Below are 24453 nucleotides of genomic sequence, written 5' to 3'. Positions count from 1 at the left end.
CTCAAGACAAACGCGTCAGATGACGCTGCAAGATTGCCCGCGAGCGGTCCGCGTCCCGCTCCTTGATCGCCACCAAAATAGCCGCGTGATCCGGATCGTCACGCCGCCGCCATTTGGCAGTGCGATGCATGTTGAAATGCCACGAGTACAGCAACTGCAGGTTACCAATTTCAGCAATCAGCCGTGGCATCCTGCAACCCGATATGATCGCCATGTGAAAGCACCTGTTGGCTTCCTCCCACTCATGAGATGTATCGGCAGCGTTACACCTTTCGTGAAGCCTTTCTACCTCAGTGATCTGCATTGGCGTCAAATTGGGAACCGATTTGTTCAGAGCGACCGGTTCGAGCGCGCATCGCATAGTGCGCAGCTCTTCGACCATATCATAATCCATTGGGGCCACGCACATGCCGCGGCGCGGCAGACTGATTGCCAACCCCTTTGCCGCAAGGTTGAGCAATGCCTCGCGCACAGTCACCTGGCTTACTCCGAACGTGCGGGCAATCAAGTCCTGGCGCAGTTTTTCACCGGGCCGAAAGTCGCCCCGGACAATTCGAGAGGACAGTTTTTCCGCTAAATCATGCGACTTCTTGATCTGTTGTTGCGCCACCTGTCTCACCTCAACTTTGCGACCGGCAGGTCGCAGGAAACGCATACATTTACATGTCTTGTAGAACAACAGGTTAACTTTAACCGGATATGAAGGTAGAGTACTCATGCTGGCCTCAACGTCCCACGGTAGATTTGCAGCCGTTGGAAGCGATCTTACGAAAAAGACATCTTTGCCGACATGCTCATTGATTTATGTCCAGCCCACGCGCGATTCACGACAGCCCGTCACCATCTCTAGTGGATTGAGACACCACCATTTCGTTGGACAAAGCAACTAGGCTGATTTAGCGGTCAGCCTGGGATAAAACCGGAGTTAGAGATGAGCTTCACAATCGTCGAAGACGCCAATACGATTTTGCTGCCGGCCTTTGCATCAACTGAACTGAGTGATGCGACCCGGAAATTTCTGGATCAGGGCGGTGTGTCAATCCTGCTGGGTGAAACACGCGAGGAATATGTCGCGCGACGTGTCAGCGATGAACGGTGCGCGACGGAAACTCCGGACACCTTTTTGCGGGTAACGTCCGAGGCAAAATCGCGCGCGGGCTCTCTGCTTGTCTGCGTCGATCAGGAAATCGGTGGCACATGCCGCCTGCACGATCTGGTTCGACAGTTTCCGGCTGTTGCTGATATCCCGCAGACACCCGATGAAGAGATCGAGGAAATCGCCTATCAAGTGGCGCAGGCTGCTGTTTCCATGGGCGTCAATTGCTTTCTCGCCCCGGTTCTGGACCTGCTGACCGGCACCAATCCATGGCTGGCAGGTCGGACCTTTTCGACGGATCCCAAGGTGGTTGGTCGGGTATCCGCCGCCTATGTTCGCGGTGTTCAGCGCGGCGGCGTAGCGGCCACCGCCAAGCACTTCCCCGGATTCCACAATATCGAACTGGACCCGGCCATTGAGGAAGACGCGATCAACCGTGAACCAGCGGACAGTTTCGAGGCCGGCTTCGGACCGTTCCGCGATGTCATCGCCGCCGATGTCGGGATGATCATGGTAGGACCTGCGATCACCTCGGCCTTTGACCCCAAGGTTGCCGCGCTGCGTTCAAGGCCGGTTGTCGACATGCTGAAAACCAGGTTTGGATATAACGGCATCATCATGGCCGATGATCTGGACAGCAAGGCGACCATGCGCGACGACAGCGTCCCACAGGTGGCGATCGATGCCGTCAATGCGGGCTGTGATTTCCTGCTGCTTGCCGATGTCGGGGATCAATTGCAAACCGTCACGACCACGCTGGTGGATGCGGCGAACCGGGGAGTTATCTCACGCGAAGCGCTGGCCCAGTCTGCGGCCAAAGTCCGGGCCCTGGCCGTGGAATATGACACAGGCCTCTGAACCGACGCCGGGGATTTGCCAAAAACCAGCAAACGGATTTCGCACGCGCATAGTAGAGACGGACGATACCCCATAGCGCATGCTATCTCACTTTCAGGGCAATGCCTTGTCGAGCCGTGGATAACAGATCTAACAACCTGCGCGAAAGACTCATTTGCGGCTTAAAATCACTCGGATCTGCGTCAGCGATTTTGAACGGTATTGAAGTCACCACTATGATCCGCAAGAAGCAATTCGTCGGCACGATGACTTCCGGATCTCGACTTATTGCCGACCTCGCAGGATAGGTGCGTCTATGCACGGGCTTTTTCTGGCTCGAAAAAGTTGCGACACATCATCGGCATGACCTTGGTCTGCAAGAAGAGCCTATGAAATGGTTGTTAATAGGTAACTTCGTATGGCGGTTCTTCAATTTTGGTTCGCGGACTAGACGATGCCAGCATAGCCGGCACCGTGAAGAGTCGATAAGTTCAGCCGCTGACGGCTTTCTGATATCCGGTCAGCAGTTGTGCAGCGTCTTCGTTGATGTCGGGATGCACAAAGACCCCGTTTTCCACGATCAGTTCATCATCCAGCCAAATGCTGACCTTGGTCGAGATGCCGTCGAAATGCGAGCTTGCGGGCTGACCATCTGGCGGCATGTCCAGAACCGAAGTGTGGCCAAAGCCGAAATCGACCCCGCCCCAGATACGCTCGTCCTCGACAATCACCCAGCTGAGCTTCTGCGCGCCGGGGCACAGGCCGATCAGCATGTGGCTGATCTTGCGCATGTTTTCCTCGTCAAAGCCTTCGACAAAATCGCGTAGAGGATCAACCTTATCGCCCAGATAGTCGACGATCTCACCATCCTTCATCACCAGTTCAGCATGTCCGCCCTGCGACAAGTCAGTGTGTTCGACCATGTCGAACACGATGCGGCCATTCATGGTGCCGGTTTTCGGCACGATGTTCACATAACCCGGCGCCGTACCGAAGGTCTTGGTCGAAAAATCGCCACAGTCATTGTCGATCACGTGGCGCGGGTCGGTTTCATAGGTCAGATCGGTGCCACTGGCGCATTTGAAACGCACTACTTTGGCGGCTTCGATCTTAGCCACGATGCCGTCGATCATGCGCTTCATGCAAGCAATGCCAAACTGATCGCGATGTCCCTCTCGGATAGCGCGGGGCCAAGAGCAGACCGACCTCATTGCCGCGGCTGAAGGGCTTCCGTTTTCCTCGCGCAATCACCAACCCCATGGATATCTGGCACAGGTCATCGACACGGATGCAGTTCTCGACCTTCAGCCCGGCGGCGTTTGACCTCAGCCAGCTTCGCGTAACCCCGCTGTTGCCTTTTGCATCGCCAGAATCAGCGCATCGCGCTTGGCGGACAATTCTGCCGGGGTCTGGCCCTGCGCGGCCTCACCAACCCCCTGAATCATCTGTTGCGCGACTTCTTCATCCAGATGAATTTGCCCAAGATCATCCCACCAGCCATTGAACGTATCAGTGAAGTGATCGCAGAATGCTTGAAGGCCACCCTCACCCGCACCAAGGTTGAACAACATGGTGGGGCCCATGGCGGCCCACCGCAGACCGGGACCAGCCCAGACCGCTTTGTCCACGTCCTCGACCGATGCGACGCCTTCCACCACAAGACTGATCGCTTCGCGCCAGATTGCGGCTTGCAGGCGGTTGGCCACGTGGCCGGGTTTTTCCTTGTTGACCCGGATCGTGACCTTGCCGACCGCCTCATAGAACCGCTCGGCGCCTTCAACGGCGCCGGCGTCGGTCTTGTCATTGCCCATCACCTCGACCAGCGGGATCAGGTGCGGCGGGTTGAACGGGTGGCCCAGCACAAAGCGATTGGGATTTTTCCAGCCGCGCTGCATCTGCCCCAGCGTCAGACCCGAGGCCGAGCTTGCAACGATCGCATCCGGCTTCAGCACCGGTGCAATCTCGGCAAAGGTGGCATGTTTTATCGCCACCCGTTCGGGCACGTTTTCCTGCACGAAATCAGCACCGTCCACGGCCTCGGCCGCACTGCTGTGGAAACTGATCGCGTCCGGCGTGCCGTTTTCTGTCAGGCCAAGCTCGGACAGGGTCGGCCAGGCCAATTCCACGTAGTCCCGCACTGCTTTTTCCGCAGTCGGGGCAGGATCGAATACGGCCACCGACCGGCCAGAGGCGAGAAACAGCGCCGTCCAGCTGGCCCCGATCACGCCGCTGCCCAGACAGGCGGTATGTGCAAATTCAGTCATCAGAACAATCCCGGATTGAGGGGGGATGCGGCGGTCATGCCGCCATCCACGGTGAAACATTCGCCGCTGACATAGGCCGCTTTGTCCGAGGCCAGCCAGGACACCATGTTGGCGATATCCTGCGGCTCGCCAAACCGGCCAACGGGGTGGCGGGCCAGTGCATCGGCCATGGCGCGCTCGGGATCATTTGCCAGCGCAAACCCGTCTTCGGCCATTTCCGTCATGATCCAGCCGGGGCGGATCGCATTGCAGCGCACCTTGGGGCCGTGATCCACCGCAATGGAGCGCGTCAGCCCATGCACCCAGGCCTTGGACGCATTATAAAGCGCCATCGACGGGTCCGAGACCATGCCCGAGATCGAGCCGATATTGATGATGTTACCTCCGGTTTCGGTCATCTGAGGCAGCACGGCCCGGCACATGTTGAACACGCCCCGGCAGTTGACATTCATGACCAGATCCCAATCGTCGTCATTACTGTCGGCGATGGTCTTCTCCACCTGAACACCCGCATTGTTGACCACAAGACTTACCGGGCCAAACGCGGCGTTCGTCTCGGCAAGGACGCAATCCACATCATGCGCTTCGGCAACATTTGCGGTAATCCAGAGGATTTGATCGTCCAGATCGTCGGGACGCAAGCCCCGGCCACAGGTTGCAACCGCATAGCCCTCAGACGCAAGCTGATCGACGATGGCGCGGCCGATCCCCCGGCTGCCGCCGGTGACAATGGCTGTTTTTCTGTCCACGTTACTCTCCATGGGCGATCATCACGTGTCTGACGGCGGTATAGGCATCCAGTGCAAAGACGCTCATGTCGCAGCCTGTTCCGGAAGATTTCATCGCCGCCCAGGGCATTTCCGGGGTCGCGATGCCATGGGTGTTTACCCAGGTGAACCCATAGCGCAGTTTCGAAGACACCCGCATCGCGCGGCCCGTGTTGTTGGTCCAGACCGACGAGGCCAGACCAAACGGCCCGGTATTGGCCACGCTCAAAGCCTCGGCTTCGTCGCTGAAACGCGAAATCGTAACGACGGGACCGAAGACTTCGTTGCAGAACACCTCGGCATCATGGGGCACATTGGCCAGAATCGTGGGCTCATAGAAGAAGCCCGGACCGTCGATCATGTTGCCGCCGGTCACGACCTCGCATGTCGCACGCGCGCGGTCGACGAACCCGGCCACGGTGTTGCGCTGACCCGCCGAGATGATTGGGCCCATTTCGGTGCCCTCGGCCTTTTGCGCGCCAACCTTGATCTGGCCAACCTGATCAACCACAGCGGCGACGACCTTGTCATAGACCTCATCCGCAACCAGCAGGCGGCAGGGCTGCGCGCAATCCTGACCGGCATTGAAAAAGCTGCCATAGCGCACGGTTTCGGCCACCGCGTCGATATCGGCATCCTCGAACACGATCACCGGCGCCTTGCCGCCCAGTTCCAGATGCACATGGCGGATCTGACGCGAGGCGGCCTTCATCGCCTCGGCCCCGGTGGCGTTGGACCCGGTGATCGAGATCGCCTCGGTGCGCGGATCGTTGATCATTTGGTTGCCGATCTCGCGGCCCGATCCGTGCAGAACGTTGACCACACCCCTGGGTGCCACACCGGCAATCAGCTCTGCCGCTTTCAGGGTCGACAGCGGCGTCAGCTGCGAGGGTTTCAGCGTCACCGGGCAGCCCGCCGCCAGCGGTGCGGCCAGTTTCCACGCCGCCATCATCAGCGGATAGTTCCACGGTGCAATCGCGGCCACCGGGCCAACCGGGTCCTTCCGGATCATGCTGGTATGACCGGCGACATATTCGCCTGCGGTCACACCCGTCATGGTGCGCGCCGCACCGGCAAAGAAGCGGAACGTATCCAGCGTCAGCGGGGTTTCATCGTTCAGAGCGGATGGCCAGGGCTTGCCCGCATCCAGGCTTTCCAGCTCGGCCAGTTCCTCGATGTTCTTTTCCAGAACGTTGGCGATATTGGTCAGAAACTCGGACCGGTCCGCCGGGCTGGTCTGGCCAAATGATTCGAACGCCTCATGCGCCGCAGCGGCAGCCGCATCCGCCTGTTCGGACGTTGCGGCGTTGATGGCGCAGATCTCTTCGCCGGTGGCGGGGTTCAGAACCGCGATGGCGTCTCCCTGCCCTTCGACAAGTTCGCCGTTGATCAACAGTTTCGTTTGCATGGTATCCTCCCTCAGAACGCGACCTGGTCGCCGCCCTTCAGGCCAAGGCGTTCGCGTGCCTCGGCCGGGGTTGCGACCGTGAGGCCCAGATTTTCAACGATATTGCGGATTTTCCTGACCTGCTGGGCGCTGGACACGGCCTTTTCGCCCGGCCCGATATACAGGCTGTCCTCCAGCCCCACACGCACATTGCCGCCCAACAGCGCGCTTTGGGTGGTAAAGGGCATCTGATGGCGTCCGGCGGCCAGCACCGACCATTCATAGTCATCGCCAAACAGCTTGTTGGCGATGGTATGCATATGCATCAGGTTGTCCAGATCGGCGCCGACACCGCCCAGAATGCCGAACACCATCTGCACAAAGATCGGATCCTTGATCCAGCCCTGATCGATGATCCAGGCCAGGTTGTACAGATGCCCCAGATCATAGCATTCGAATTCGAACCGTGTGCCATGGCCCTCGCCCAGTTCTTTCAGGCAGTATTCGATATCTGCAAACGTGTTGCGGAAGATGAAATCGCGGGTCATGTCCAGAAATTCCGGCTCCCACGCGTGTTTCCAGTTCGAATACTTGTCCTTCATCGGAAAGATGCCGAAATTCATCGAGCCGATGTTCATGCTCGCCATCTCGGGCGAGGCTTTCACGGCGGCGCGCAGGCGTTCTTCGCGCGTCATGCCCAGACCGCCGCCAGTCGAGACGTTCATCACCGCATCAGTCGATTGCTTAATGCGGGGCAGAAACTCCATGAACAGGTCCGGGTTCGGGTCGGGCTTGCCGGTTTCCGGGTCGCGGGCGTGCAGATGGATGATCGAGGCACCGGCATCGGCCGCCTCGATACTGGCGGTGGCGATTTCGGTCGGGGTAATCGGCAGATGTTCCGACATGGTGGGCGTATGAATGCCACCGGTCGGCGCGCAGGTGATGATAACGGATTTTTGCTTAGCCATGGAACCGCCTCCTTAAAGCTTCATCTGCTGGACTTGTGCCGACAGCCCACCATCCAGCACCCAGAGCTGACCGCTGGCATAGCGCGCCTCGTCCGAGGCCAGCCAGTTCACCAGATTGGCAATGTCGTCAGGCGTGCCATAGGTGCGCATCGGGTGCACATCGCGCACCGCCTGCTGCAGCTGGTCGATGCTCTTGCCGCCAGCGCCGGAACCGTCTCCGGTGAAGAAGCTTTGCAGCATCGGCGTGTCGATATAGCCGGGGCAGATGGCGTTGACGCGGATGCCCTCGGGGCCGTGGTCGCAGGCCATGGCACGGGTCAGCGCATGCACTGCGCCCTTGGTGGCGCAATAGGCCGCAAGACCCGGATCGGCGATGAAGCCGTCATAGCTGCCAAAGTTGATGATTGACGCGCTGGTGCCGGATTTCGCGGCTTCCCGCATCAGCGGCAGCGCGTATTTCGAGGTCAGGAACGTGCCGGTGCAGTTAACCGCAAAGGATTTGTTCCATTCGTCCAGCGTGGTGTCCTCGATGGTCTTTTCGATCTCGATCCCGGCCGCGTTGACCAGAATGTCCAGCTTGCCGCAATCTGCCTGCACCTGCGCCATGGCCGCCTGTACCGCCGCCTCGTCCGCGACGTTCATCTGCACGAACCGGCTGCCGTCATCATCATGTTCGGCCAGCGATCCCTGTTCGGTCAGATCGGCGGCATAAACCGTGGCCCCTTCGCGCAAAAAGCGGGAGACGATCGCGCGTCCGATGCCGCCGCGTCCGCCGGTGACCAGCGCGATTTTTCCCTGTAGTTTCATTATTCTTGTCCTTCTTTGAGAGGCGGAAAACGATAGCGGTTTGCGGCAATCGTCCAATCCATGTGGTTTCGTACATATTGCTGGCTGGCGTCCGAGGGCGGGTTGTAATCCCACGCCTCACCGGCACCGGCCTCCATCGCCGCGTGCAGGGCGCGGCGGGATTTCTGGGTTGCGATGATCTGCGTGCGCAGCGCCTCACCATCCCAGCGGTCGGCCACCATCGCGGCAAAATCCGCGGCCTTTTCGGCATAGGCCGGGTCACTGGCCAGATTGGTGGTCTCCAACGGGTCGGCCACCACGTCATACAGCTGCGCAGGATCCGCATCGCAATGGATGTATTTGAGCGGCCCGCGCCGGATCATGATCACCGGATAGGGCGTCATCTCGGCGCAATATTCGCCGATGGCCTCGTCCACCGGATCATTCTCACCCCGCGCCAGCGGCATCAGGGAACGCCCGTCCACGGGTTCGCCCAGCGCGACCTCACCGCCCCCGGCAATCTCGATAAAGGTGGGCAACAGATCGACAAGCGAGCAGGCGTTGGCAACGCTGCCCTGCGCGACACCCGGACCCGCCATGATCAACGGGACGCGGGCGGAATGTTCGAAGAAGTTCATCTTGTACCACAGTCCGCGCTCACCCAACATGTCGCCGTGATCGGCAGTAACCATGACGATGGTATTGTCCAGCTCGCCCATATCCTCCAGCGCCTTGACCATTTCGCCGACCTTGCTGTCGAAATAGCTGACATTGGCCAGATAGGCGCGGCGGGCGCGGCGCACCTCTTCTTCGGACAGGGGCACATATGACGCCTCGATACCGTCCATCACCCGGCGCGAAAACGGATCGAGATCCTCCAGTGCGGGCACAAAGGCCGGCATGTCGACCTCGTCATCCGAATAGAGATCCCAGAACTCGGGCTTGGCCACATAGGGATCATGCGGGTGGATGAAGCTGGCCAGCATCATGAAGGGGCTTTCATCGCCTGCGGCCCGATCCCGGCCGCGGTCGATCAGCCAGCGGCGGGCGGCAAAGCCCACCTCATCATCGTAATCGGTCTGGAAGGTGGCGATGGCGACGCCGCTTTCCTTGACCGTCTGCATATTGTGATACCACTTGTCGATGCGTTCGTCCGGGGCCTCCCAATCCGGGGTCCAGGCGAAATCGGAAGGGTAGATATCGGTGGTGACGCGGTCCTCGAACCCGTGTTTCTGATCGGGGCCGACGAAATGCATCTTGCCGGACAGGCAGGTGCGATAGCCCAGCGATTTCAGGTAATGCGCAAAGGTCGGCACCGTGGCCTTGAACTCGGACGCGTTGTCATAGGCAGCGATCCGGCTGATCAACTGACCCGACATGAACGAAAACCGCGACGGCGCACACAGCGGTGAATTGCAATAAGCTGCATCGAACCGCATCCCACGCGCCGCCAGCGCGTCGATGTTGGGTGTCTTCGCGATTTCATGACCATAGGCCCCAGTCCAATGCGGGGCCAGCTGGTCAGCCATGATGACAAGAATATTGGGCTGATCGGGCATGTGTTTCTCCTGTTAAGCCGATGCAGAATTGAACCATCCAAGAGGGAACCCGGGAGGCGGTTCGAACTGCATCCGCTTAACTTCCGGCAAGCGCGCCGGAAGTGAGGAAAAGATCATTCAGCGGCCGTTTTGTAGGCGTCCAGAACAAGGCCGTGGAAATGATGCACGGCGTGTTCGGATTTGCCCGACCCGGTCGTGTCGTTGACGATGCGGCCTTGCGTGAAGGCTGGCGTGTTCATGCCGCGCTGCACGCTTTCGACAAGGTTGATGTCTTCGACCTGCAGAACCTCGTCGAGATAGCGGATGGCGTCCAGCTCCATCAGGTCAGGTTCCGAGGTTTCGAGGAAGAAATCATAGGTTTCCAGCGTCCGATCCGGGCCAACAGGGATGATGTTCAGCACGATCATCGAGGACCGACCCGGATAGCGCATCAAGCAGGTTGTGGGCCACAGCCACCAGACCGCATGCGTCTTGACCGTTGCGTTTGACACGTCGTAGGCGCTGTTCGCCGTCTGCCCGGCATCCGCCATATGGCTGGAATAGATGCCATGGGTCGTCACCTTGTAGGTGTCCATATCCACCAGGTCGCAAAAATCCTTGTGCGCGGTGGGGCAGTGATAGCATTCCAGAAAGTTGTCGACGACATTCTTCCAGTTCGACTTGATGTCGTAAGTCAGCCGGTGCCCGAATGTGAGCTGATCAATATCTGGCGCCCAATGTCTGATTTCGGTCGCCAGATTGCCGGTGCTTTCGGCCAGGGATTTCGCGGTCGGATCAAGGTTCACGTAGATGAAGCCGCAGAATTCCTCAACCTGTACCTGATCCAGACAAATCTCTTTCGGCTGGAAATCCACCAGCCCTTCGGTTTCGGGTGCGCGCACCAGCTGGCCGCTTAGCTTGTAAACCCAGGCGTGATAGGGGCACATGATGCGGGTGGTGTTGCCCTCGCCTGACAGCAATTCGTGCGCCCGGTGCTTGCAGACATTGTAGAACGCGCGCAGCTCACCTTCGCGGTCACGCACAACGGCAATCGGATTTCCGGCAATCTCGATCGTGGTATAGGACCCCGGCTCACGCACCTTCTCGACGTGGCAGACCCATTGCCAGGTTTTTGAAATAATCTCTTGCTGGTCGACATTGTGCCACGCTGCTTCAACATAAGCTTCCTTGCGCAGAGATTGAGAACGCGAAGCGTCATCGTCATAGCCCATGGAGATGTTCGCAAAATCTTTCGCGGAGGGCAGTTCAGTCATGGTGATCCTCATCATATCTTGAGCAGGCGGGCGCGATTAAACCGCCGGGTCTGAATAGTCTGACGATTCGGAGCCAGCCGAACTTTACTTGAGTCGCCTCTGTTTTTCCTTTTTTTGCCTCTCTTGATTGTTGTTGCGTTTCCGGTGCATTGGCCAGGCCCGAAATTCGAATGGCACCCGTCCTTCGATCCGATCCTTCACCGGCGGCAACCCGAACCGATCCTTGTACGCCCTGCTGAAGTGAACCTGGCTTGAAAATCCGCAAGCGACCGCGATCTCGGACATTTTGAGCGAGGTTTGAGTGACGAAGCCACGGGCACGGTCCAGCCGGATGTCCCGATAGTAAAGCACAGGGGTCTTTTTCAGGTACTGCGCAAACAAGCGGTTCAGCTGCCGTTGCGAAATCTCCGCCGCTTTGCAAATCTCGCCCATCGGAAGCGGCGTTTCCAGATTTTCTTCCATCGTTTTGATGGCAATTCTTACTTTATTGGGAATTTTTGCGCCCAGAGGTTCAGTAAACTGCGGGTTCTGGGGCGTCCCATGTTCCCGCATTTCAGAGTGGAACACGTATCGCGCTGCCGCATTCGCAATTGCGTTCCCGTGGACACCCTGAATGATATGCAGGGCAAAATCGATCGCTCCCGCCCCTCCACAACAGCTGATCCGGTCCCCTTCGAATTCAAAGAGCGATTCCGTGCAGCTGACCTGCGGATAAAGCTCCTGGAAGGCATCCATATGCTCATAATGCACGGTCGCCTTCCGGCCATTGAGCAGACCCGCCTCGGCGACAATAAAGGCCCCGGTATCAATCGCGCCTATCGTAATCTTCTGGCGGGCGGCAAGTTGCAGTGCCGTTTTCAGCTTCACCGAGCCGTGCTGTTCCGGTGTCCAACTGGAGGACACCACCAGAATGTCGCATTGAGCAACCGAAACCTCTTTCAAAGCTGTCGTTGTGATGGCTACGCCATTGCTGGCAACGCAGGTTCCACCCGCCTCGGACACCAGATCCCAGCTGTAGTGGGTGATGCCCTCAAGATAGTTTGCTGCCCGGAACGGATCCAGAAAGCTCATGGTTGCGGCCATGTTGAAATTCGGGGTCACTATGACCCGAACATGCAGAGGTTCGGTCGATTTACGCATCGATACGGCCATCCAAGGCAAATAATTGGCTGAAACATATAAATGCGCTCTATGCTTCGTGCAACAATCAACCCATGACGGGAGGTCGCCAAATGGAGGAAAACAGCATCCCGCGCGGCGTGGCACATTGTGCCTTGAACCAGAAAGCGGTTACCGGGCACGATGCCTGTGTTCGCATGTCAAGCTTGTCGATGAATGCGCTCAGTTCGGCGGTCGAGCCGCCGAGGATCGCAAATCAGCTGACCCGCCAGAACCGTTTTTTTATGGCGCTGTGTATCTGAGGACGGAAAACCTGCCCGCCTTCCGGGAATTTCATGCCGATCTGGCAGTCACCGAGCAACTATATCAGTTTGGCAACAGGATTTGGACCTGCGCGAGAGGAATTGCTGCCACCGACATGATGATCAGTCGGATACCAGATTTATTCGGCACAATACTTGGCTTCGATCAGTCATAGCTTAGCGAAAGCGCATCCGAGATTGGCACAGATTGACAGGTCAGGATCGCCCCGCTTTCAATGTCTTTGTCTTCAAGCGCCATTCGCGCGCGCATGTGGACGTCGCCCTTGCTCAGCTTTGCCCGGCACGCGCCACAGACCCCGGATTGGCAGGAAAAGGGTGGTTTCAACTCTGCCGATTTGGCGGCCTCCAACACCGTTTGGCCTTGAGCTATTTTGACTGCGTGGGTTTGACCGTTCAGTGTGATTTGCGCGGATGCGGACACCCCTTCGACGCTTGTATCCAGATCAGCCGTGCCACCATAGCTTTCCATATGGATGCGGCTGACCGGAACATCGAGCGACATGAGCGATGCTTTGACGGCCTTGTTCATGCCACCCGGTCCACAGACATAGTATTGCGCATCCTGGGCGTAAGGTGGGTTCTCGGCGATCAGAGCCTCGATCGCCGACTTGTCGATGATGCCCTTGCGCCAATATTCGGCAGACGACCAAAATCCGGGTTTTGAGAAAACATGGTGAAGTGTCATTCGATCCATGTTGGCCCTCAGAATGGCGTTTAGTTCATCGTCCAGAAGGATGCTTTTTTCGTTGGTATTGCCATAGATCAGATGCGCGAAAGATTTGGTCTCGGCAGCCATCACTGAACTGAGCATCGCATAAAGCGGGGTAATCCCAGAGCCCGCACCAAAAAAGTAATGCGTGCGGCGCGCTGTTGCAGAAGGATCAAGGCAGAACCCGCCAAAGGGTGGCATCACGTCAATCACATCACCTTTTCGGACTGTGTCGTTTATATGGTTGCTGACCACACCATCTTTGACTCGTTTTACGGTGATCCGCAGCGGATCGCCGGTGAAGGGCGAGGATGAGATTGAATAGCTGCGACGCTGTTCCTCACCGTTCACCATGAAGCGAAAAGACAAATGCTGGCCTGGCCGCCAGGCAAATGTCGCACGCAAGGCTTCGGGTACATCAAACATCACGGTCTTGGCCATGCCGCCGATTTCTTCGCGGGTGTCCAAGACTGTCAAAGGATGAAAAATGCGGGTGTTCATTTTGCCTCTCCCAACCATTCCAAAACGACTTTCTGATGATCGAGAACGGGGCTTTCACCTTCGGCGGCCGGCCCCGTTTCAAAGTAAGGCGATTTCAGGGATTTCTGCTGTTGTTCACAGGCATAGATATCTTCGCCGGTAAAGTCTCCGGCGACCATCGGGTCGTCTTCGCTCATGGCGTCGTGGGCTTGATATTTGCCGCTCAGGCCAAATTTGGTCCAGAAGTTTGAGGATTTCATCGACTGCTTGGCAAACTCCCAACCAGAACTGTTAGACACCCGCCCACGATTGGAGACGCGGGTCAGTTCAGGACCCAATGGTTCGATAATGAAGATGTTCCAACCGTCTTCCGAGCCAGCCAATCCGATTCCCGGAAACAGCATCGGCACCCAGGCGCCATTCTGATCCTCGGGGATCACACGCGGTGCAATGAGCTTGCTTTCCTGATCCTTGAGAAACGCGTCAACCGGCGGCTCCCAGAACATATAATGGGGACCTTCCCAGTGATACTTCGCCGCCTTGTGATCATACATTTGCAGCGTGTTCGAATGCAGGTGGCTCAGGTGATAGACGTCGATGTAGTTTTCGACCACAACTTTCCAGTTGGCCTTGATTTCATAGCTGGTGTTCAGCTCTTTGTATTCGACCAGTTCTTCGGGCACATGCGGGCCGATATATGGCTCCACCGGACCAAACCACTCGGCGATCGACGGCGCGTCAGGATCTGGGTGCACAAAGATCATCGACTTCCATATGTCGACTTTGGCGGGTTTCAGGCCAAGACAGGATTTATCGACCTTGCCGAATTCCTCGTGCTCTTCCGGGACCGAGATCAGGTTGCCTTCCAGATCGTAGGTCCAATCGTGATAGGGGCAGGTCAGCGCTTTTTGCGTCTTGCCGACAGCCCGGATCAGCTGTGTGCCTCGGTGACGGCAGATATTGTGAAATGCCCGCAGGCGGCGGTCACGCCCCATGACGACAAAGATGTTGTTCAATCCAGCCTGAACCGAAATATACTGACCGGGTTCGCTGACATCTTCCATGAACCCGGCATAGCGCCAGGTTTTCGAGAATATGTCGCGCATTTCGCGATCGAACCAATCCCGCGATGTATAGGCTTCGACAGGAAGAAGATGAAGCATTCGAGACATTTGGATACCTCCTCAGGGGGCTCGATCAGGCGGCAACTGGTAAGAAATCAAGGGCGATCATCATCAGACCCAGCACGACCCAGGCAATCTGGATCAGCCAGAACAGGATCGGATCATCGTCGCAGGTCACGTCAGACACCAGAAACGCGTGTCCGGTATAGAAATTTGGGATGGTCCAGTACAAAAACAGCAATCCCCAAAGCGATTGGTATCCAAACGCCGTTGCAATCATAAGGGCTGCAAAGACGACGTAGTTGATTATGCGGGATTGTTGCATATTGGATCTTTCAGTTCGGCAAGCAATTGATGTGCCAGGGATTGCGCGGTTTTCCTCCACGCCGTCGGCATTTGCAGGGGCGAAAGCGATGTCACATTGAAATAAAGGGCTACGATGCCGTGTGCGACGGCGTTGATTGCCTGTGGATGTGCTTGCGAGTGACCGTTTCGCAACACACCCGCGACCGCGGCTTCAAACTCTAATAACGAGTTACGGCAGGCTGCGCGGAGGTCCGCGTCATCTGCTGCACGCGCTGTCAGTGCCGCGAAGGCAAGTACCATATCTGGCGTTGAGCCGATGGCGTCCGAAAACAACAGGTCAACGAGTGTTGCCCCTGATGCCCCTTCGGGTAAAAAATCAATCATCGCTTGGGTCTGATCTGCAAAGCTTTGCAGCACGTAGTCTTGAAGCGCCGCGATCATCTCGTCTCGGTTTCCCAGATGATGCCGGATCAGCGGTCGGGTCAGGCCAGCCTCGGTTGCGATTTGGGTCAACGAGGCCCCCTCAAGTCCGAACCGTGCCACGCAGCGCACCAAGGCCTGCATGACTTGTTCATAGCGCTGGTCGCGATTTGAAGGTCGTCCGGCCATGTCAGTTCCAATACTTCAGGCGCGGATTCGAAGTGGCTGCCTTGCCCGAGGAAACGGCAACAATGACTGCTCCTTTCCCATTTCGAAGACCATCGACGGTCACGGGCAGTGGTGCTGTTTCATGGGTTTGAGCAAGGGCTGAACAGGTCGTGGCTGCAGTCAGCGCTGCTTTTGAAGGAAGTTTGAGATATCGCATGGGACACCCTAAATTGTCATTCTTGACAGGATTTAGGGGTGCGCCAATAGACTGTCAATATTGACGGGTAATATACCTAAACAAAATCCTGCATCTAAACCGACGCAGTATTCCTAACCGTCGCATGGCACCGGCGGATTTGACTAGCAGACCTGTGCCGTCCTCAGACTCGCGCAGGTCTCCAGCCGGTCCACCGATTTGCACGCTAAGACCTCGACTGGCCGCCTATTCCATCGCCTCGCGACGCCGCACCAGTTCAGAACGCGACACAGCCAGTTTGGTTTGAAGCTGATAGAAATTGCCACCCAACTATCTGAATCCCGAGTGGCCGCATAAAAACCGAACCAGATACGGAGGGAGTTCTATAGTATCTGAAAGAAAGCGCGGCTTGTTTGTTCGTGAAACAGCCGCGCAATGCCCGTAAGCGAAAGGCGTGCGTGGGTTTATTCGACCTTTTTCATCTCGGTCGAGATGTCGATGGTAATCGGCCCGGTCGAGAATCCGCCGACGCCGAATTCCATGTGGTCGATGGTCGTGGTGGCAGCGAAGGCCAGCCAGTCACCTTTGTAATAGTCCAGCGCCGCCGCAACAGGGTGCTTGCCCTGGAAAGTCAGTGTTGTTTCCAGTGTCACCGGCTTGGTCACACCGTGCATGGTCAGGTCGCCCGTGACATTTGCTGTGTCATCTCCGGTGCGTTCGATGCTGGTGCTGACAAAGGTGATCTCGGGGAATGTCTCGACCTCGAGGAAATCGGCTGAAGACAGGTGATCGTCAAGCGGCTTGAACCCGGTCGCCACACTGCTGGCCTGAATCGTAACGTCCAGCTTGGAGTTTTCGATGTTGACAGGATCAAAGTCCAGCGTTCCAACCGCTTCGGTGAATTCCGCGCTCTGGACTGAGACGCCGGCATGGCTCCACGAGAAGTTGACTTCGGTGTGGCCCTGGTCGGTCTTGTAGATTTCTGCGATGGCCGAAGTTCCGGACAATAGGCCGATGGCCAGAATACCTGCGGGGATCAGTCTGGTGGGGAACATGTGTCTTACCCTTCTATGCTGTGTTGGAGCAGTGACTTGCGCTACGGCAGTCTTGCCTGATAATAGATGCAACAGCATCTATTTGCGCTTTTCCTTACCGAAGCGCAAACTTAAAACCCTGGATCGCGGAGATGTGATGTGGTGAAACCTACGGCCGAAGAAACGAACCTTTGGATAGCGCTGAACCGGGCACATCGCAGAATACACCTGGATATGGAGGCCCGGTTACACACAAACGGCCTTCCGCCGCTGCGATGGTACGATATTCTGTGGAGCATCGAGAAGGCAGGTCAGGATGGGGTCAAAGCCTTTGAACTTAAGAACTCCTTGCTGTTCGATCAGTCTAACCTGTCCCGCATACTTGCGAAGATGGAACAGCAGGCCCTCATCGAACAGAAGGCGTGGCAAAGGGATCGGCGGGCCAAGATCCTGACGATTACAGAGGCCGGAAGACAATTGCGATACAAAATGTGGGGTGTTTACGGGAACGCAATTCACACGCATATGCGTGATTTGCTCGATGATCCCGACAATTCCGAGCTCATCGGGTTTTTGCACGCAAAATATTGATACTAAAGTGTTTTGTGGAAATCTACGTGATAATATCGCCTAGTTACATTTGTTTATGTGGGCTGACATTATGGATGGCCATAGCCGGCATCGCCGGCCGTGATATTATGAGCTGCGGCGTGGGATGCGCTGTAGGCAAGCGCCGCAAAAGCAAGGGCCACCAGTGTCAAGGATTGGCGCAACGCCTCCCTGCTCCGGCCCCATTGGGTAGTTTGCATGAGATTATCTCCGCTATTTGTGTGATCGAAACATCCGGTCCTGCCAGGGCAGGAGGATTCACACGCGCGGAGGTCGGTCGTGCCGATAGATCGGGTCGGGTTTGTTCAGGAACGGGCCGGGCGCATCAGAGAGCCTGAATCCGGTCACCGGCTGCGCATCGGATATCAGGATCAGAATGGCCGAGCTGTGATCATGATCGGCCATGTCGTGGCTGTGCCCGTGCAACGTCCAGTACTGATCCAGTTCATCATCATGGGAATGGCCGTGATCGGCGATCGCTTGACTGCGTTCGCTCAGACCTTGCCAAATACTGGCAGAATGCGTGAAGGACGGTGCTGCTGCCCAGGCGAACACGCTCAGCACAAGTACCGCGATAAACGCGCGTCTGATCCTGTCTGCCAATTGCCTGCCCGACGCAATCTGCATCACTGTACCTGCTTGCGACGGTTTTCCGCCCGCGTTCTCTTTGGTGCTTTGAGATCCCAATTAGCGCCAATTGACGCTATCGCGCAACCCCGGATGCCTCATCGCAGTTGATGCTCAAAATTTCGCCAACGCGCTCGCTAATTCTGACCAGATATGGATTGCTCACAATGCCTGAGAAATGTGGCCACTGGGCGTCCTGTCCGATTGTGTAGTGGTTTTCTAATGTTTGAGCTATTTACCAAGATGTCTGACGTTTCGACGGTGACTGACGGCACATGTTAGGGTGATCGCATTGGCAGGGCGTAGCGGATCGAATTGAGATTTCTGAAGGAACCAGGGCGTTCTTTGAGAAATGGATCAAGGATGAATTTATGGTCCGATCAATACCAGGCGGGATTCAGTTGATCGATACCGAATACCAAACGTTCTTGACGGTCATATAGTTGTCCAGCCCCTCGGTACCGCCTTCGCGACCATAGCCGCTGGACTTGACCCCGCCGAAGGGTGTTTCGGGCATAGAGGCCTCCAGCGTGTTGATCGACAGGTTGCCAACCTCCAATTCATCGACCAGGCGGTCAACATAATCCGCACGATTGGTAAAAGCGTAACCGGCCAGGCCATAGGGCACAGAATTCGCCTGGGCGACGGCGTGGTCCAAAGAGGAAACCGGATTGATCACGGCAACCGGACCAAAAGGTTCTTCCTGCATGATCCGGGCACTCTCGGGAACGTTCAGCAGGACGGTTGGCTGGAAAAAATACCCTCTGTCGCCCTGACGGGCGCCACCTGTTGCGACGGTGGCACCTTTGGCGCGGGCATCCTCGACCAGGTCCGTCAATGCGGGCACCCGGCGATCATTGGCGGTTGGTCCCATCTCGACGCCGCATTCCATGCCGTTGCCAACGATGGTTGCCTTGGCACGTTCGACGAAGCCGCGCGCATAATCGTCGAATATGCTTTCATGTGCAAAGAACCGGGTAGGCGAGGTGCAGACCTGGCCTGCGTTGCGCATCTTGCGGATCGCGCCGGAAATTGCGGCGCTCTGTACATCCGTGTCTTCGCACACAATCACCGGGGCATGGCCACCCAGTTCCATCAGCACCCGTGTGTCATGTTGCGCGGCCAGCGTGGTCAGGTGCCGTCCGACGCTGGTGGAGCCGGTGAATGCAACAAGCCGTACCGGATCTTTCGGGATCAGATAGTCCGAAATGTCAGCCGGATTGCCAAATACAAGGTTCAGGACACCGGGCGGCAGCCCCGCGTCCTCGAAAGCCTTTGCGATGTGAATAGCCCCAGCGGGTGTTTCCTCGGCGGCCTTCAGGATGACTGAACAGCCAGATGCCAGGGCGCCTGCGATTTTGCGGGCGGGTTGGCTCATTGGGAAATTCCACGGCGAGAAGGCCGCCACCACACCAACCGGCTGGTGGTGAACCGAAAACTTGTGCCCGCGCGCGGCGGGGATGATCCGGCCATAGGTCCGCATGGCCTCGCCCGCATCCCATTCAAAGAACTCGGCGCCCCGAATAACCTCAAGCCGGGCCTGTTTCAGCGGTTTGCCATGCTCCAGCGTGATGGAGGTTGCAATTTCTTCCTGACGATCGCGCATCAAGGCAGCGGCGCGCAGGATCGTGTCGGCACGTTCTCGCGGAGATCTGTACCGCCAGATTTCAAAGCCCTTTGTGGCCGCGTCAAGCGCGTCGTCCAGGTTGCCCTGGGTCGCGCAGGGCAGGCGGCCTATTTCTTCTTCCGTTGCCGGGTTGATTACAGGAATATCCGATCCCGACTTCAACCATTTTCCTGCAATGAATAGATTGAGTTCAGGATACATGGGTGCGGACCTCTGGGTTGGCTTCCCTTCAGATCACCCGTCGCGGCCATGCGCATCAAGTGAATTGGCTGAATACTGATATCAGAAAGAGGAATATCAAACTTGCCGGGACTGCGCCGCAGTGTGCAGTGCCGCCTTGAATGCACGGCCCGCGGGGGACAGATCGTCGTCGACCCGCAGCGACACTCCAACCGGCCCGTGCCCGAAAGGCACCTTCCAATCCAGTTGCGCCAGATGACCATTGCGCACGTCTTGCGACACCACTTCGGCTGGCATCAGTCCAATCAGGTCGCGGGACTGCAGCAGCGCGCGGTTGGTCAGGTAGGACACGCTTTCGATTGATACGGATGGCATATATTGCTGTTGGCCGACAAAGAAATGGTCGACCTGACGCCGCAATGTGGTCTCCAATGGCGGCAGAACCCAGCCGAAGGGCTTGATCTGGGCAAATGTGATCCCGGTCTTGCCCGCCAACGGGTGCGCGGGGCCGACAATGGCAAGAATGCGGTCATCGAACAGTTTCTCCTGCCGGATCTTGTCGCGATGACGGTGCGAAGGAAGACGCCCGACCACCATGTCAATCTCGCCGGACAGAAGGCTGGGCATAAGCACTTCGTTGGTGCCTTCGCTGATCTTGATCGCCACGTTCGGGCGGTTTTCTAGCAGGATTTCGATCGCCATCGGCAGCAGGCTTGTCGAGGCGGCCAATAATGTGCCCACTACCACCCGGCCTGCGTTCCCTTCGCTTAAATCATCCAGTTCCTGTGCGGCATTCGAGATTTGGGCAAAGATCAGTTTGCCATGCCGGATAAGCGTCTCGCCAAAGACGGTCGGCACAACGCCGCGATTGGTGCGGTCGAACAGTTTCACTTCGAAATCCAGTTCCAGGTCCTGGATCATCTTGGTTGCGGCAGGCTGGGAAATGCTGAGGGCGCGCGCGGCGTTCTGAATATTGCCGTGGGTGCCGACCGCCACGAGCAGACGTAGCTGTCTGAGTTTCAGGCGGGTCAGCGCACGGTCGACGATACGGGCTTGACGGTCAATCACAGTGTGATGCTCCGGGTGATCTGGTCCAGTTTACCCAGCACGCTCATCGCGGCCAATGCGGAAGAGCGTGGGTTTTCGGGCAGAGAATTCCCGCTGACCTGAAAGTGGAAACAACCGAAATCACCTGCTGCCGAGATCTCGTGGATGTTCTGCGTGCTTGACGCATCTGCGATCAGTTGAACCTTGGTGTCGTCGAATCCCAGACCCGCCAACGCTACGGCGGCGGCAACATTGGCGTTTTTGGGATACTCCAGTGCGGCGGCTCGGGCGCTGCCTTCGAAATGCACCTCGGCCCCCTCGGTCATTCCGTCCAGATCCAGCTTGTTTTCAGCCGGGGAGCCCTTCCACCCCTCAGGTGGTTTGCGGCCGATATAGGTGACCGAAGTCAGCCTGCCCGCGCGTGCGGCGCTCAGGCAATCCAGCGCGCCGATTGCGCCGCTCGCCAGATGCAGCTTTGATCTGCCGGCTTTTGCGGCCTGTGACAAGGCGGCCTCGACATCCGAATCCGCCAACGCGCCCAGTGACACGGTGATCAAGTCGAGCCCCCGCGCCAGAACCTTAGGCCCGTGACTTGCAAGCGCCTCGTGCCCGGCACAGTCGATCATCAGGTCAAGATCAGTAGGCAGCGCCTCAACCGACCCAAGCTCAATGGTTGTGTCCGGGATTGCCTGTTCCGAGCGAAGCAAGATCGCACCCACCTGATGCCCCCGGCTTTCAAGGGCCGGTGCGATGTAGCGGGCAATTGCGCCTTTTCCGATCAGTCCAATTTTCATGCAACGACCCTACTCCGAACGGGTCGATACGGGAATTGGAAAGCAGTTGATATTCATTTTTTCGATATCCACATACCGCCTTCATCTTGGACGGCGCCCACGCATTGTCGTTTTCTGTGGTCAATCCATTCAAAAGGTTCAGGTCATGAAATACGCCAAACACGACGCCAAAGCCTATGCGCGTGAGAATATGAAGGGCATCTGGGCCGCGGCGCTGAACCCGTTCCGCGAGGATCTTTCGCTGGATGAGGAAGGGTTGCGCGCCAATATCCGGCATTGGATTGACGACCTTGATATTCAGGGCCTCTTTGTTGCGGGCAAACAGGGCGAGTTCTGGGCCATGAGCCTTGATGAGCGCAAGCGCAACATGACCATCGCGGTCGAAGAATGCGCGGGCAAGGCCGGAACGATCATGTCGATCTCGGATCAGAATATGAACACGGCGTTGGATCTTGGTCGCCACGCGCAGGATTGCGGCGCGGATTATGTGGTTGTCCACGCGCCAATGCTCAGCTTCTGTCAGGATCGCAGCGAGGCGCTTTATCAGTATTACAAACGTTTCTGCGACGAGCTGGATATCGGCATCGCCATGTGGAGCCATCCCGATAGCGGTTATCTGATGCAACCGGAGGAATGCGCGCGCATTGCTGAATTACCCAACATCGTTGCGATCAAATATTCGGTCCCGCGCGATATGTATGTGCGCCTGACCCATATGGTGGGGGACAAGATCCACGTTTCGACTTCAGCTGAACATGAATGGCTGGACAATATTCTGGAACTGAACTGGCAGCTCTACCTGTGTTCGTCGCCGCCCTATCAGTTGCAGACGAAAAACGATCAGCGCATGAATGAATACACGCGCCTGGCGTTTGAAGGCAAAGCCGATGAAGCGCGGCGTGTGTTCGACAGCCTGAACCCGGTTCGCGACGCGATGAAACGCACAAAACCGCCGGGTAAGCCCACGGCATTCGGCAAGTACTGGCAAGAGCTTTTGGGCCAGACAGGAGGCCGCGTCCGTGCACCGATGCTAGAGCTGACCGAGGCCGAGAAAGAGATCATCCGCAATGGTTTCAACGAATGCGGATTGAAGCTCTGATATAAGCAAATCAGATATCTACTTACGGACAATTTCTTTGCAGCTATGGGAATTGTCACAGACAATTTTTTGAAATCGGGAGGCGATCATGTCAAGACTGTCCGCGTTCAACTTCAAAGCCTGGATCGATGAACACCGGCATCTGCTCAAACCGCCGGTTGGCAACAAGATGGTTTTTGAAGACGCCGACCTGATGGTCACGGTTGTGGGTGGTCCCAACAAGCGCACCGACTATCACGACGACCCGGTCGAAGAGTTCTTCTACCAGCTTGAGGGCGACATGCTGCTCAAGCTGTATGATGGCAAGGAGTTTTACGACGTGCCGATCCGTGAGGGAGAGATTTTCCTGCTGCCGCCCCATGTGCGCCATTCGCCGCAACGCCCGCAGGAAGGCTCGGTTGGTCTGGTGATCGAACCCAAACGGCAGGAAGGGCAGCTGGACGCCATCGAATGGTATTGCTTTGAATGTGGCTCACGGGTTCATCGCGCGGAAATGCAGCTGCAATCGATCGTCAAGGACCTGCCCCCTGTCTACGAGCAATTCTATGCCTCGCAGGAGGATCGGACCTGCCCGAACTGCGGTGTGGTACACCCGGGTAAGGAACCGCCCGAAGGATGGGTAAAGCTGTAATAAATCAGTAAAAAAGACAGGGAGAACGATGAAACACTTAGCCAAATTAGTCGCCTCGGCCGCCATTGTGGCCGCGTCATCAATCGCCGTGCAGGCCGAGGAATTTCGTCTGGGGCTGATCACCCCGCCGCCTCATATCTGGACCAAGGCCGCCGAGGCTTTTGGCGCCGAATTGTCCGAGGCAAGCGGCGGTGCGCACAGCGTGTCGGTCTTTCCGGCCCGCCAGTTGGGCAACGAGGCCGAGATGCTGCAACAATTGCAGACCGGGGCGCTGGACATGGCCTTTATGACCGTGGCCGAAGTTTCCAATCGCGCGCCAGAGCTGGGTGCGTTCTATGCGCCCTATCTTGCCGATGATATCGGCCATGCGGGTCGCATCCTGCGCTCGGATACCGCCAAGTCGATGCTGGAGCCGCTTCCCGGTCAGGTGGGGGTTGTCGGGGTTGGTTATGGCATGGCCGGTCTGCGTCAAATCGTCAGCCGGGGCGAGATTTCATCGGCAGAGGATCTGTCCGGTCTGAAACTGCGGATCACGCCGTTTACACCGATCCTGGATTTCTACAATGCTGTCGGCGCCGCGCCGACCCCGATGCCGCTGCCAGCCGTCTACGACGCGCTTGCAAACGGACAGGTGGACGCGATCGACATGGATGCGGAACTGATCTGGGTGCTGAAATACTATGATCACGCCGACACCATCGTGCAGTCGGATCACATGATGTTTCCGATGGTCGGCCTCGTCTCTGCCAAGGTCTGGGCCGGGATGTCCGAGGAAGATCGCGCCATGATTGGTGATCTGATGGCCAAGCATGTGGACAGCACCATCGACAGCTATGTCGCCAAAGAAGCGGGCTGGCTGGAGCAGATAGCGGGCACTGGCAAGACCTATACCAAGGTTGATGCTACATTCTTCGGCGATGCGATTGATGAATGGAACACAATCTGGGCGGAAAAAACGTCCTCGCTTGACGCATTGCGCGCAACAGCGGCAGAAACCAAATAAGGTACCATCAGCAGTGAACTGGGCGCGGGTCCGCTCGCGC

General features: G+C 57.3%; 25 protein-coding genes. 5 read left to right on the top strand and 20 right to left on the bottom strand.

The window, feature by feature from the left end; genetic code table 11:
- Window position 1: 1 nt before the first annotated feature.
- Complete coding sequence (locus ACR0K9_RS11220; protein WP_480530677.1) at window positions 2–610, bottom strand: GntR family transcriptional regulator; 609 nt, start codon at window positions 608–610, stop codon at window positions 2–4.
- 321 nt (window positions 611–931) lie between these two features.
- Between ACR0K9_RS11220 and ACR0K9_RS11215 the strand changes: the two genes are divergently transcribed.
- The gene (locus tag ACR0K9_RS11215; protein ID WP_480823199.1) at window positions 932–1954 is read left to right on the top strand and encodes a glycoside hydrolase family 3 N-terminal domain-containing protein; all 1023 of its coding nucleotides are present in this window, start codon (window positions 932–934) and stop codon (window positions 1952–1954) included.
- A gap of 470 nt (window positions 1955–2424) precedes the next feature.
- Here the strand turns inward: ACR0K9_RS11215 and ACR0K9_RS11210 are convergent, their stop codons facing one another.
- The 15 genes from ACR0K9_RS11210 to ACR0K9_RS11140 form a co-directional block, all read right to left on the bottom strand.
- Entirely contained in the window at window positions 2425–3075 is a 651-nt protein-coding gene (locus tag ACR0K9_RS11210; protein WP_480823197.1) for a 2,5-dihydroxypyridine 5,6-dioxygenase NicX family protein, read from the bottom strand.
- A 183-nt stretch (window positions 3076–3258) separates the two neighbouring features.
- The gene (locus ACR0K9_RS11205) at window positions 3259–4197 is read right to left on the bottom strand and encodes a 3-hydroxyacyl-CoA dehydrogenase NAD-binding domain-containing protein (RefSeq protein WP_480823195.1); all 939 of its coding nucleotides are present in this window, start codon (window positions 4195–4197) and stop codon (window positions 3259–3261) included.
- Entirely contained in the window at window positions 4197–4946 is a 750-nt protein-coding gene (locus ACR0K9_RS11200; protein WP_480823193.1) for an SDR family NAD(P)-dependent oxidoreductase, read from the bottom strand. Before ACR0K9_RS11200 ends, ACR0K9_RS11205 begins: the two co-directional genes overlap by 1 nt.
- A 1-nt stretch (window position 4947) precedes the next feature.
- On the bottom strand, window positions 4948–6372 hold the full coding sequence (locus ACR0K9_RS11195) for an aminobutyraldehyde dehydrogenase (protein WP_480823191.1): 1425 nt from the start codon (window positions 6370–6372) through the stop codon (window positions 4948–4950).
- A gap of 11 nt (window positions 6373–6383) precedes the next feature.
- Window positions 6384–7319 (bottom strand): 3,5-dioxohexanoate:acetyl-CoA acetone transferase, encoded by a 936-nt coding sequence (gene kce, locus ACR0K9_RS11190; protein WP_480823189.1) that lies wholly within the window; start codon window positions 7317–7319, stop codon window positions 6384–6386.
- Between the two features lie 12 nt (window positions 7320–7331).
- Entirely contained in the window at window positions 7332–8126 is a 795-nt protein-coding gene (locus ACR0K9_RS11185) for an SDR family NAD(P)-dependent oxidoreductase (RefSeq protein ID WP_480823187.1), read from the bottom strand.
- On the bottom strand, window positions 8126–9664 hold the full coding sequence (gene betC / locus ACR0K9_RS11180; protein WP_480823185.1) for a choline-sulfatase: 1539 nt from the start codon (window positions 9662–9664) through the stop codon (window positions 8126–8128). Before betC ends, ACR0K9_RS11185 begins: the two co-directional genes overlap by 1 nt.
- 113 nt (window positions 9665–9777) lie before the next feature.
- Window positions 9778–10917 carry an aromatic ring-hydroxylating oxygenase subunit alpha gene (locus ACR0K9_RS11175; protein WP_480823183.1) on the bottom strand — a complete coding sequence of 380 codons (1140 nt, stop codon included), beginning with the start codon at window positions 10915–10917 and terminating at the stop codon, window positions 9778–9780.
- Window positions 10918–11001: 84 nt separating this feature from the next.
- Entirely contained in the window at window positions 11002–12183 is a 1182-nt protein-coding gene (locus ACR0K9_RS11170) for a GlxA family transcriptional regulator (protein WP_480823181.1), read from the bottom strand.
- 321 nt (window positions 12184–12504) lie between these two features.
- On the bottom strand, window positions 12505–13569 hold the full coding sequence (locus ACR0K9_RS11165) for a 2Fe-2S iron-sulfur cluster-binding protein (protein WP_480823179.1): 1065 nt from the start codon (window positions 13567–13569) through the stop codon (window positions 12505–12507).
- Window positions 13566–14720, bottom strand: a complete 1155-nt coding sequence (locus ACR0K9_RS11160) for an aromatic ring-hydroxylating oxygenase subunit alpha (protein WP_480823177.1) — start codon at window positions 14718–14720, stop codon at window positions 13566–13568. The genes ACR0K9_RS11165 and ACR0K9_RS11160 overlap by 4 nt, the downstream gene beginning before the upstream one ends.
- Window positions 14721–14745: 25 nt before the next feature.
- Complete coding sequence (locus ACR0K9_RS11155) at window positions 14746–14997, bottom strand: hypothetical protein (RefSeq protein WP_480823175.1); 252 nt, start codon at window positions 14995–14997, stop codon at window positions 14746–14748.
- A complete protein-coding gene (locus tag ACR0K9_RS11150; RefSeq protein WP_480823173.1) occupies window positions 14979–15491 on the bottom strand; it encodes a TetR/AcrR family transcriptional regulator in 513 nt (170 codons plus the stop codon). Before ACR0K9_RS11150 ends, ACR0K9_RS11155 begins: the two co-directional genes overlap by 19 nt.
- 97 nt (window positions 15492–15588) lie before the next feature.
- Window positions 15589–15783 (bottom strand): hypothetical protein, encoded by a 195-nt coding sequence (locus ACR0K9_RS11145; protein ID WP_480823171.1) that lies wholly within the window; start codon window positions 15781–15783, stop codon window positions 15589–15591.
- 443 nt (window positions 15784–16226) lie between these two features.
- The gene (locus ACR0K9_RS11140; RefSeq protein ID WP_480823169.1) at window positions 16227–16817 is read right to left on the bottom strand and encodes a YceI family protein; all 591 of its coding nucleotides are present in this window, start codon (window positions 16815–16817) and stop codon (window positions 16227–16229) included.
- Window positions 16818–16955: 138 nt separating this feature from the next.
- Here ACR0K9_RS11140 and ACR0K9_RS11135 point away from each other — a divergent pair, with 138 nt between their 5' ends.
- Window positions 16956–17387 (top strand): MarR family winged helix-turn-helix transcriptional regulator, encoded by a 432-nt coding sequence (locus ACR0K9_RS11135; protein ID WP_480823167.1) that lies wholly within the window; start codon window positions 16956–16958, stop codon window positions 17385–17387.
- Window positions 17388–17663: 276 nt separating this feature from the next.
- Here ACR0K9_RS11135 and ACR0K9_RS11130 read toward each other — a convergent pair whose 3' ends face one another.
- The 4 genes from ACR0K9_RS11130 to ACR0K9_RS11115 all read right to left on the bottom strand — a co-directional run bounded on the left by ACR0K9_RS11130 (window position 17664) and on the right by ACR0K9_RS11115 (window position 21680).
- On the bottom strand, window positions 17664–18032 hold the full coding sequence (locus ACR0K9_RS11130; RefSeq protein ID WP_480823165.1) for a hypothetical protein: 369 nt from the start codon (window positions 18030–18032) through the stop codon (window positions 17664–17666).
- Window positions 18033–18429: 397 nt separating this feature from the next.
- Complete coding sequence (locus ACR0K9_RS11125; protein ID WP_480823163.1) at window positions 18430–19860, bottom strand: NAD-dependent succinate-semialdehyde dehydrogenase; 1431 nt, start codon at window positions 19858–19860, stop codon at window positions 18430–18432.
- A 96-nt stretch (window positions 19861–19956) separates the two neighbouring features.
- Complete coding sequence (locus ACR0K9_RS11120; protein WP_480823161.1) at window positions 19957–20907, bottom strand: LysR substrate-binding domain-containing protein; 951 nt, start codon at window positions 20905–20907, stop codon at window positions 19957–19959.
- A complete protein-coding gene (locus ACR0K9_RS11115; protein WP_480823159.1) occupies window positions 20904–21680 on the bottom strand; it encodes an aspartate dehydrogenase in 777 nt (258 codons plus the stop codon). The genes ACR0K9_RS11120 and ACR0K9_RS11115 overlap by 4 nt, the downstream gene beginning before the upstream one ends.
- Before the next feature lie 145 nt (window positions 21681–21825).
- Between ACR0K9_RS11115 and ACR0K9_RS11110 the strand changes: the two genes are divergently transcribed.
- The 3 genes from ACR0K9_RS11110 to ACR0K9_RS11100 all read left to right on the top strand — a co-directional run bounded on the left by ACR0K9_RS11110 (window position 21826) and on the right by ACR0K9_RS11100 (window position 24413).
- Entirely contained in the window at window positions 21826–22779 is a 954-nt protein-coding gene (locus ACR0K9_RS11110; RefSeq protein ID WP_480823157.1) for a dihydrodipicolinate synthase family protein, read from the top strand.
- Window positions 22780–22867: 88 nt separating this feature from the next.
- Window positions 22868–23410, top strand: coding sequence for a 3-hydroxyanthranilate 3,4-dioxygenase (locus ACR0K9_RS11105; RefSeq protein ID WP_480823155.1), 543 nt, complete (start codon window positions 22868–22870; stop codon window positions 23408–23410).
- 28 nt (window positions 23411–23438) lie between these two features.
- The gene (locus ACR0K9_RS11100; RefSeq protein ID WP_480823153.1) at window positions 23439–24413 is read left to right on the top strand and encodes a TRAP transporter substrate-binding protein; all 975 of its coding nucleotides are present in this window, start codon (window positions 23439–23441) and stop codon (window positions 24411–24413) included.
- Window positions 24414–24453: the final 40 nt, after the last annotated feature.

This window comes from Ruegeria sp. L12 (genome assembly GCF_056531745.1).
The sequence above is the reverse complement of the archived record's forward strand: the minus strand, read 5'-3'. Positions and strand labels throughout refer to the sequence as shown.